Origin of the sequence: Mesorhizobium sp. CA5 (genome assembly GCF_020165105.1) — a bacterium.
In the GTDB taxonomy this organism is placed as follows: Bacteria; Pseudomonadota; Alphaproteobacteria; order Rhizobiales; family Rhizobiaceae; genus Mesorhizobium.
Window position 1 is genome coordinate 88,542 of the sequence record NZ_JAIUHJ010000023.1, and the last position, 7,444, is coordinate 95,985.

4 protein-coding genes are annotated in these 7,444 nt (G+C 62.9%); all 4 read left to right on the plus strand.

What is annotated here, in order from left to right:
- Window positions 1-105: 105 nt before the first annotated feature.
- The gene (locus LB529_RS24755; RefSeq protein WP_224712554.1) at window positions 106-2,889 is read left to right on the plus strand and encodes a valine--tRNA ligase; all 2,784 of its coding nucleotides are present in this window, start codon (window positions 106-108) and stop codon (window positions 2,887-2,889) included.
- Between the two features lie 361 nt (window positions 2,890-3,250).
- The gene (locus LB529_RS24760; RefSeq protein ID WP_224712555.1) at window positions 3,251-4,492 is read left to right on the plus strand and encodes an OmpP1/FadL family transporter; all 1,242 of its coding nucleotides are present in this window, start codon (window positions 3,251-3,253) and stop codon (window positions 4,490-4,492) included.
- 293 nt (window positions 4,493-4,785) lie between these two features.
- Window positions 4,786-6,510, plus strand: coding sequence for a dihydroxy-acid dehydratase (gene ilvD, locus LB529_RS24765; protein ID WP_224601726.1), 1,725 nt, complete (start codon window positions 4,786-4,788; stop codon window positions 6,508-6,510).
- Complete coding sequence (locus tag LB529_RS24770; RefSeq protein ID WP_095765008.1) at window positions 6,497-7,324, plus strand: tetratricopeptide repeat protein; 828 nt, start codon at window positions 6,497-6,499, stop codon at window positions 7,322-7,324. The genes ilvD and LB529_RS24770 overlap by 14 nt, the downstream gene beginning before the upstream one ends.
- Window positions 7,325-7,444: the final 120 nt, after the last annotated feature.

The following is a 7,444-nucleotide window of genomic DNA, read 5'->3' on the forward strand; positions in this document are numbered from 1 at the left end:
CGCGGCAGACCTATCTGTGGAAGCGATCGCTGCTCTCGCGGTTGACTCGGCCAAGACCTTCCGATTTACACCGGACGCTTGTTCCCGACAGTTCGGACCTCCTCCATGCTTGATAAGACCTACGACGCCAAAGCCGTCGAGCCGAAGATCGCCAAAATCTGGGAAGAGGCAGACGCCTTCCGGGCCGGCGCCGGCGCGGAGGAAGGGGCCGAAGCCTTCACCATCGTCATCCCGCCGCCGAACGTCACCGGCTCGCTGCATATGGGCCATGCGCTCAACAACACGCTGCAGGACATTCTGGTGCGCTTCGAGCGCATGCGCGGCAAGAACGTGCTCTGGCAGCCCGGCATGGATCACGCCGGCATCGCCACGCAGATGGTGGTCGAGCGTCAGCTCATGGAAAAGCAGATCCACCGCCGCGATCTGACGCGCGAAGAGTTCATCGAGAAGGTTTGGGAGTGGAAGGCCGAATCCGGCGGCGCGATCTTCAACCAGCTGAAGCGGCTCGGCGCCTCGGCCGACTGGTCGCGCGAACGCTTCACCATGGACGAAGGGCTGTCCAAGGCCGTGCTCGAAGTCTTCGTCACCCTCTACAAGGAAGGCCTTATCTACAAGGACAAGCGCCTTGTGAACTGGGACCCGAAGCTGCTCACCGCCATTTCCGACCTCGAGGTCGAGCAGCACGAGGTGAACGGCAATCTCTGGCACTTCCGCTATCCGATCGACGGCGAGGCGTTCGACCCTGAGAACCCGAAGACCTTCATCACGGTCGCCACGACGCGTCCCGAGACGATGCTCGGCGACACGGCCGTGGCCGTGCATCCCGATGACGAGCGCTTCTCCGGTCTGGTCGGCCACAACGTCGTGCTGCCGATCGTCGGCCGCAAGATACCGATCGTCGCCGACGAGTATTCCGATCCGGAAAAAGGCTCCGGCGCGGTCAAGATCACGCCGGCGCATGATTTCAACGACTTCGAGGTCGGCAAGCGCCACAAGCTGCCGGCGATCAACATCCTGACGGTCGAAGCGGCCATCAAGCTGAAGGACAATGAGGACTTCCTGGCCGGCCTAGAGGTCACGCCGGAGCGCCAGGCGGTATGGGACGAGCTGGATGGGCTCGATCGCTTCACGGCGCGCAAGAAGATCGTCGAGCTGATGGAGGCCGGCGGCTTCCTCGACAAGATCGAGGCCCATCGTCATAGCGTGCCGCATGGCGACCGCGGCGGCGTACCGATCGAGCCGTTCCTGACCGATCAGTGGTACGTGAACGCCGCCGAGCTCGCCAAGCCGGCGATCGCTTCAGTGCGCGAGGGCCGAACCAACTTCGTGCCGAAGAATTGGGAAAAGACCTATTTCGACTGGATGGAGAACATCCAGCCCTGGTGCATATCGCGCCAGCTCTGGTGGGGTCACCAGATCCCGGCTTGGTACGGACCGGACGGGCACGTCTTCGTCGAGAAGACCGAGGAAGAGGCGCTCGCTGCGGCAATCGAATATTACCTGGCGCTGGAAGGACCGTGGAAGGCCTGGGTCGAGGACAAGCTCGAGAACTTCCAGCCCGGCGAGATCCTGACCCGCGACGAGGACGTGCTCGACACCTGGTTCTCGTCGGCGCTGTGGCCGTTCTCGACGCTCGGCTGGCCCGACCAGACGCCGGAGCTCAAGACCTATTACCAGACCGACGTGCTGGTGACCGGCTTCGACATCATCTTCTTCTGGGTCGCCCGCATGATGATGATGGGCCTGCACTTCATGGACGAGGAGCCGTTCCACACCGTCTATGTACACGCGCTGGTGCGCGACAAGAACGGGCAGAAGATGTCGAAGTCGAAAGGCAACGTCATCGATCCGCTCGACCTGATCGACGAATATGGCGCCGATGCGCTGCGCTTCACGCTGACCGTCATGGCGGCGCAAGGCCGCGACGTGAAGCTCGATCCGGCGCGCATCGCCGGCTACCGCAATTTCGGCACCAAGCTGTGGAACGCGACGCGCTTCGCCGAGATGAACGACGTCGCGCGCAACGACGAGTTCTGGCTGAACGACGCCAAGCTGCCGGTCAATCGCTGGATCCTGACCGAGCTGACGCGGGCGGCGCGCGCGGTCACCGAAGGCATCACCAGCTATCGTTTCAACGAAGCGGCGGGTGCTGCCTACCGTTTCGTCTGGAACCTGTTCTGTGACTGGTACCTGGAACTGTTGAAGCCGGTTTTCATGGGCACGGACGAGGCTGCCAAGGCCGAGAGCCGGGCCTGCGTCGCCTTCGTGCTGGACGAAATCTACAAGCTCCTGCATCCGATGATGCCGTTCATGACCGAGGAGCTTTGGGCGCAGACCGCGGGCGAGGGCAAGGAGCGCTCGTCGCTGCTTTGCCACGCCGCATGGCCGTCGCCCGATTTCGAGGATGAGGAGGCCGCCGCCGACATCAACTGGCTGGTCGATCTCGTCTCGGGCGTCCGCTCGGTGCGCTCGGAGATGAATGTGCCGCCGGCGGCAATCGCGCCGCTCACGGTGATCGGCGCCAACACGCTGACGCAGGAGCGGCTGGAGCGCCACGCGCAGGCGATCAAGCGGCTGGCGCGTGTCGGCGATATCGCGCTCGCCGATGCGCCGCCGCAAGGTTCGGCGCAGATCGTGATCAACGAGGCGACGGTAAGCCTGCCGCTCGGCAGCCTGATCGACCTCCAGGCCGAGGCCACGCGGCTGCAGAAGGAACTGGCCAAGGTGACCGAGGAGATCGCCCGCCTGCACAAGAAGCTTTCGAACGAAAAGTTCGTCGCCAACGCGCCGGAAGAAGTGGTCGAGGCCGAGCGCGAGAAACTTGCCGAATATCGCGAGGCGCAGGAGAAGCTTTCGGTGGCTTTGACCAGGGTCCGCGACGCCGGCTGAACGGCAAGATTCGCCGCCGCTCCGAAGGCGCTTTCCGGTACGTTAGCTGCCTCGAAAATGCGGCTGCCGCTACGTTAATTTTGACGTAAACGGAAAGTTTGCGCCCCATTGTTGCCATAATGTAACAATGAGGGCCGTCAGACCCAAAACCGGCTGTTTTTGCCCCGTTTTTGGCAGTTTCCCCGGATTTTTCGATCTTTTGAGGCCGGTTCGCGCGACTTAGGCGCCGATTGCGGCGTCGATGACCATGGCAAAAATAGGTGCTGTCAAGATGTACATGTACAGCCCCTGAAATCGTTGTTGCGTCATTAACCCGAATTGGTTCTAGCTTGAGCCACTTGTATTTTGGGGAGGGATTTCCATGAACATTTTGCGAGTCAAAGCGCTGCTGGGGGCAGGGTGCTTTTCGATCGCTTTGATGGGCGGCGCGATGCATCCCGCGCATGCCGGCGGCCTCGAACGCGGCGGCTACGACATCGATCTGCTGTTCGATCCGGCGCCGGTCGCGACGGAAGCGGAAGCCACATATGTGATGCCGGATCGCAAGTACAAAAATGCACTTGGTCCAGGCGGTGCTCCGCTGGGCCCGGGCTTTAGCTCTACGGCCGATGGAGCGGAGCCTTATTGGGTGCCGCGCATCGGCGTCAAAGCCCAGGTCGTCCAAGGCGTCGACTGCATGTTCGACTACTCGCAGCCGTGGGGCGCACATACAGCCCCGGGCAGCACTTGGAACGGAGCGGTTTCAAACATCGAAACCGACATCAAGAGCGACAATTATGCGGCGACCTGCTCCTACAAGATGGATGCGGGCAAGGGCCAGCTTCGCTTCCTCGGCGGTGTGTTCTACCAGAAGGTCTATGGCTTCAAGGAAGGTCTGACGGACATCGGGCTTGGCCCCATGGTCGGGCGTGTCGATCTTGACAGTAGCGGTTGGGGGTGGCGCGCGGGTATCGCGTATGAAATCCCGGACATCGCTTTGCGCGCTAGCCTTGTTTACAACTCGCAGGTGAAGCTCGACAACATTTCTGGCACCTTGGACATCGGGGGCGTCGTCTCCACCCCGATCTACGCTCCAACCCAGTCCATGCCGGACACGCTTGAGTTCAAACTGCAGTCGGGTATCGCGCCCGGTTGGCTCGCTTTCGGTTCGGTCAAATGGGTGAATTGGAGCGTTCTCCAGATCGTCCCGATTTGTACCGATCAATCGAAGGCGCTCGGTGCGGCATGTAACAGCGGCGTGACGAACCCGGCTGTCAGACCGACTTCGCTTGACCTGATGTATCGTGACGGGTGGACCGTTTCCGGCGGTATCGGCCACAAGTTCAATGATCAATGGAGTGCCGCTGGTCAGCTCACTTGGGATCGCGGCACCTCACATGGCTATGGTGTCCAAACCGATACCTGGACGCTCGGCGGCGGCGTCGCCTATACGCCTCGGCCAAACATCGAGCTACGCTTGGCTGGTGCTATCGGCGTCATGACCAGCGGCCACTCTGGAACACTCACCGACGAGAATGGCTATACCGCAGGCGAAGACGCTACATATGACGTCGGTAACGATCTGGTCACGGCGATTTCGGGCGGAATCAAGATCAAGTTCTAAGTTGCTGAAAATGCAATAAAAAAGGCCGGGCAATGTCCGGCCTTTTTCATTGCGTGAATGCCACTATGGCTTCGCCCTCCCGCACGCTGTTGCAGATCCGCTGCACCACCGGCCCCCCGATAGGATTGTGACGTTTCAGCAACAGTTTATGAACAACCCCTGCTGTAGAAGTCAGAGAGAGGGGAACTGCCCATTTCCCGCCATAAACCCGGAGCACCCGAGATATGTCCCGGGATGCGTGCCAGGTTGGCGCGGCGATGGGACCGGCCGCGGGGTGTGCGGCAAGGACGATGATGGACGCCAAGGCAATCTCCAAGGCCAAGCTGCCCAGCCGCTACGTGACCGAAGGTCCGGCGCGGGCGCCGCATCGTTCCTATCTCTATGCCATGGGCCTGTCGGCGGCCGAGATCGCGCAGCCGCTGGTCGGCGTCGCCAGCTGCTGGAACGAGGCTGCCCCCTGCAACATCTCGCTGATGCGCCAGGCGCAGGTGGTCAAGAAGGGCGTTGCGGCCGCCAACGGCACGCCGCGCGAGTTCTGCACCATCACCGTCACCGACGGCATCGCCATGGGTCACCAGGGCATGAAGTCGTCGCTGGTGTCGCGCGAGGTCATCGCCGATTCGGTCGAGCTCACCATGCGCGGCCATTGCTACGATGCGCTGGTCGGGCTCGCCGGCTGCGACAAGTCGCTGCCCGGCATGATGATGGCGATGGTGCGCCTCAACGTGCCGTCGATCTTCATCTATGGCGGCTCGATCCTGCCCGGCAGCTATCGCGGCCGGCAGATCACCGTGCAGGACGTGTTCGAGGCGGTCGGCCAGCATTCGGTCGGATCGATCAGCGACGCCGAATTGCTCGAGATCGAGCAGGCGGCCTGTCCTTCTGCCGGTTCCTGCGGCGCCCAGTTCACCGCCAACACCATGGCGACCGTTGCCGAGGCGATCGGCCTTGCGCTGCCCTATTCCTGCGGCGCGCCGGCCCCATACGAGATGCGCGACCGCTTCAATTTCGCCTCCGGCGAAAAGGTCATGGAGCTGATCGCCAGGAACATCCGGCCGCGCGACATCGTCACGCGCAAGGCGCTGGAGAACGCGGCGACCGTGGTGTCGGCCACCGGCGGCTCGACCAACGCGGCGCTGCACCTGCCGGCGATCGCGCACGAGGCCGGCATCAAGTTCGACCTGTTCGACGTGGCGGCGATCTTCGAGAAGACGCCCTATATCGCCGACCTCAAGCCGGGCGGCAAATATGTCGCCAAGGATATGTTCGAGGCCGGCGGCATTCCGCTTCTGATGAAGACGCTGCTCGACCACGGCTATCTGCATGGCGACTGCTTGACGGTCACTGGCCGCACTTTGGCCGAAAATATGGAGCACGTTTCCTGGAATGAAAGCCAGGATGTTGTGCGTCCCGCCAATCGGCCAATCACCAAGACAGGCGGCGTTGTGGGCTTGAAGGGCAACCTTGCCCCCGAAGGCGCGATCGTGAAGGTCGCGGGCATGTCGGAACTGAAATTCTCCGGTCCGGCGCGCTGCTTCGATTCGGAAGAAGAGTGCTTCGAGGCGGTCACGCAGCGCAACTACCGGGAAGGCGAGGTTCTCGTCATTCGCTACGAGGGGCCGCGCGGCGGTCCGGGCATGCGCGAGATGCTGTCGACGACGGCGGCGCTCTACGGCCAGGGCATGGGCGGCAAGGTGGCGCTGATCACCGACGGGCGCTTCTCCGGCGCCACGCGCGGCTTCTGCATCGGCCATGTCGGGCCCGAGGCGGCGGTCGGCGGGCCGATCGGGCTGATCCGGGATGGCGACGTGATCTCGATCGACGCCGTGAAAGGCACGATCGAGGTGGCCCTGTCGGATGCCGAACTGGCGACCCGGGCAAAGAGTTGGAAGGCGCGCAAGACCGACTATCAGTCCGGCGCGATCTGGAAATATGCGCAGGCCGTCGGGTCGGCCCGCGACGGCGCGGTGACCCATCCGGGCGCCGCCAAAGAAACGCACTGCTATGCGGACATCTGAGGTGTTGAGGTCGTCTGTCTTTTCGGCACTGGTCGCTCTGGCGACCTTGGGCGCCGTCGGGCAGGCCATGGCCTTCGACGACAAGGTGTTCGACGACAAGACCGGCGTGAAGCCGCAGTCGAGCCCCTGGGCGGTGTTCCAGTTCGGGTTCTCCGCCTACAAGAGCGGCCATAAGGATCAGGCGGTCGAAGCCTATAAATATGCCGCCGAGAACGGCCAGATCGGCGCCACTTGGAAGCTTGCGCGCATGTATGCCGAAGGCGACGGCGTGACGCGCGACGATTACGCCGCTTTCAAGTTCTTCTCGGAAATCGTCGATCAGGATGTCGAGCCCGGCTCGCCGGAAGAAAGCTATGTGTCGGACGCGCTGGTGGCGCTCGGCGATTATCTTCGCAAGGGCATTCCCGGCACCCCGGTCGAGGAAAACGACGTCGCGGCGCAGGAATATTATATGCGCGCCGCCGCCAACTACCGCAATCCAAACGCCCAGTTTGAGATCGGCCAGATGTTCCTCAAGGGCGAGGGCGGCGTGAAGGCCAGCGTCAAGCAGGCAGGCCGCTGGCTGCAGCTCGCGGCCGAGAAGGGCCATGCCGGCGCGCAGGCGACGCTCGGCAATCTACTGTTCCAGAGCGGCAAGGTCGTGCGCGGCCTGGCGATGATGACCGCGGCGCTGGCGCGGGCTCCGGCGGCCGACCAGCCCTGGATCCGCAACATGCAGGAAGAGGCTTTCGCCGCGGCCGGCGAGGCCGATCGCCGGACCGCGATCTCGCTCGCCGACGATATCTTGACCAAGGGCAACAACGGCGACCAGTAAGCGCCGGTTTGGCGATAGGGTGCATGGCAGCTTGGCGCATGTGTTGTCTTATGTAGCGCTGGTCGACCCCCACTCCGTCTCGGCTTCGCCGAGCCACCTCTCCCCCGATCGACGGGGTAG